At 50.6% G+C, this 2,903-nt stretch carries 2 protein-coding genes and 1 pseudogene; all 3 read left to right on the top strand.

Annotated features, from left to right (window positions below; all coding sequences use genetic code 11):
• A pseudogene (locus ACTHUT_RS17005) lies at nt 1–214 on the top strand (hypothetical protein); the annotation flags it as partial.
• Nucleotides 215–283: 69 nt separating this feature from the next.
• Complete coding sequence (locus ACTHUT_RS17000; RefSeq protein WP_250600279.1) at nt 284–1,591, top strand: replication-associated recombination protein A; 1,308 nt, start codon at nt 284–286, stop codon at nt 1,589–1,591.
• Between the two features lie 101 nt (nt 1,592–1,692).
• On the top strand, nt 1,693–2,903 hold a 1,211-nt coding region (locus ACTHUT_RS16995), incomplete at its 3' end, for a hemolysin family protein (RefSeq protein WP_440419158.1).

Genomic DNA, 2,903 nt, shown 5'->3' with positions numbered 1-2,903 from the left:
TATTAATTGTTCTCCGAAACCTGAACAACGCAACAATGCCTTATACGGCTATATGGCTTGGAACTTAGGTGACACCAAAGTTTTCTGCCCGCCAACTGCTGAAAACAACAAAGGAAAAGAGGAAGCCGCAAAATTAGCTGAGGAATGTATCGTCATCAGCGGGAAATCCCTACAAATTTTGAATGAAAATTATATTGATATTACGCCTAAATAGCGTTAATCCCCTTTTCAGACGACCTGTTATAATCCACGTCGTCTGAAAACACTTTTCACGGAAACCGCCATGTCCGACCTCTTTACCCGCCAACCCGATGCACCGCTTGCCGAACGCTTGCGCCCGCATTCCCTGGACGATGTCATCGGGCAGCAGCATTTAATCGGCGAAGGAAAGCCGCTGCGTGTGGCGGTCGAGGGTGGAAAGCCGCATTCTATGTTGCTGTGGGGGCCGCCGGGGGTAGGTAAAACCACGCTGGCACGGATTTTGGCACAGAGTTTTAATGCACAGTTTCTGCCTGTTTCTGCCGTATTTTCCGGAGTGAAAGACATACGCGAGGCAATCGACAAAGCAGAAATTGCTTTGCAGCAGGGACGCGCGACGATTTTGTTTGTTGACGAGGTACACCGCTTCAACAAAGCGCAACAGGACGCGTTTTTGCCCCATGTCGAAAGCGGTTTGCTGACCTTTATCGGCGCGACTACGGAAAATCCGTCGTTCGAAGTCAATCCTGCGCTGTTGAGCCGCGCGCAGGTATATGTTTTGCAATCCTTGTCTTCAGACGACCTCAAAAAGCTGATTGCCAAAGTGTTGGCGTTGCCCGAATACCGAGATTTCACGATTGAAGCCGATGCGCAGGAGCTGCTCGTCAATACCGCCGACGGCGATGCGCGCAGATTGTTGAATCTGTTGGAACAACTTTTACGCGCCGCCGACACACGTCGTCTGAAAACCTTAACCGCCGAATTTCTCGCCGACAGCTTGGGCGCGCAAATCCGCCGTTTCGACAAAGGCGGCGAGAGTTTCTACAACCAAATCTCCGCGTTGCACAAATCCGTGCGCGGTTCGCATCCCAATGCGGCATTGTATTGGTTCTGCCGTATGCTCGACGGCGGCACCGACCCGCGTTACCTCGCCCGCCGCATCGTGCGCATGGCGTGGGAGGACATTGGGCTTGCCGACCCGCGCGCCTTCCAAATCGCCAACGATGCCGCCGCCACTTTCGAACGCTTAGGCTCGCCCGAAGGCGAACTCGCGCTGGCGCAAGCCGTGCTGTACCTTGCCGCCGCCGCCAAATCCAACGCGGGCTACAAGGCATACAACCAAATGCGCCGCTTCGTCAAAGAAAACGCCAGTGATGAAGTGCCCGTCCACCTGCGCAATGCGCCGACCAAGTTGATGAAAGAATTGGGTTACGGACGCGAGTACCGCTACGCTCATGACGAGCCTAACGCTTACGCCGCCGGAGAAAGCTATATGCCCGATGGTTTGGATGAACCCGATTTCTACCAACCCGTTCCGCGCGGCCTGGAAATCAAAATTGGCGAAAAGCTGAAATGGTTGAAATCCTTGGATGAGGATGCGCTGGATGATTAAAACAGTAAATGAACATAATACAAATCTAAGATCAAATTGAGTTTTTCAGACGGCCTTTGCTGTTTGAATATTTTTAACCTATACCATACACACAAATTTTCATGAATATTTTTGAAGCCTTACTATTATTGTGCCTGCTGATTGTCATTAGCGCGTTTGTATCCTGTTCCGAACTCGCGCTTGCCTCGGCACGTAAAATCAAATTGCAGGTCATGGCGAAAGACGGCGGCGATACGCGTGCGCTTGACGTAATCAATATGCAGCAGCAGCCGGGCAGTTTTATTACTGTTGTCCAAATCGGTTTGAACGCCGTCGCCATTCTTGCCGGTATCGTCGGCGAGGCGGCAATACGTCCGTATTTTGGCAAACTTTTGGAGAACGCAGGCAGTTGGGGCAGCACAGTTGCCTCTTTGCTGACCTTCTCGCTGGTTACAGGCAGCTTTATTTTAATTGCCGACCTGATGCCTAAGCGCATGGCAATGACCCATCCCGAAGCGGTGGCGGTACGCATTGTCCGTCCGATGATGTTTTTGATTTTTATCTTAAAACCCCTTGTCTGGGTTTTTGACGGATTGGCAAATGCAATATTCAAACTCTTCAAAATCTCAACCGTCCGTCAGGAGCAGCTGACCTCGGAAGATATTTATGCCGTCGTTGATGCAGGCGCTCAGGCTGGTGTATTGAAAGAACAAGAGCACTATCTGATTGAAAACATTTTCGATATGCAAGAGCGCACGGTCACTTCCACCATGAGCACGCGCGAATATATCGCCTATTTTGACAAACACGACGACAGCGATACCGTGTTGGAAATGATGTCGGAAAAACCGCACAATAAATTTCTCGTATGCGACGGCGATTTGGAACGCGTCATCGGCTATATCGAATCGCATACGCTGCTGACCTTGTTTTTAAAAGAAAAAGACGTCCGTCTGACCGACAAGCGCGTGTTGCGCAAAGCCTTGTTCATCCCCGATACGTTGTCGCTTTATGATGTATTGGAGACCTTCAAAACTTCCGGCGAAGACTTTGCCGTAGTGGTAAACGAATACGCGCTCGTGGTCGGCGTGGTAACGCTGAAAGATGTGATGAGCATTGTGATGGGCGAGCTGGTTAATACCGAAGAAGAGCCGCAAATCATCCGCCGTACCGAAGATACATGGTTGGTAGATGGCGCCACGCCGCTTACCGATGTCATGCGCGCGCTGGATATTGAAGAGTTTCCCAATTCGGAAAATTATGAAACCATCGCCGGCTTTATGATGTATTCCCTGCGCAAAATTCCGAAACGTACGGATTTTCTGGTTTATGC

The sequence above is a fragment of the Neisseria sp. P0022.S010 genome (genome assembly GCF_051956635.1).
This window is presented reverse-complemented; position numbering and strand designations above follow the sequence as displayed.

Coding starts and splice junctions, on each gene's coding strand:
- ACTHUT_RS17000 (WP_250600279.1), top strand. CDS start 284: ATGTCCGACCTCTTTACCCGCCAACCCGATGCACCGCTTGCCGAACGC.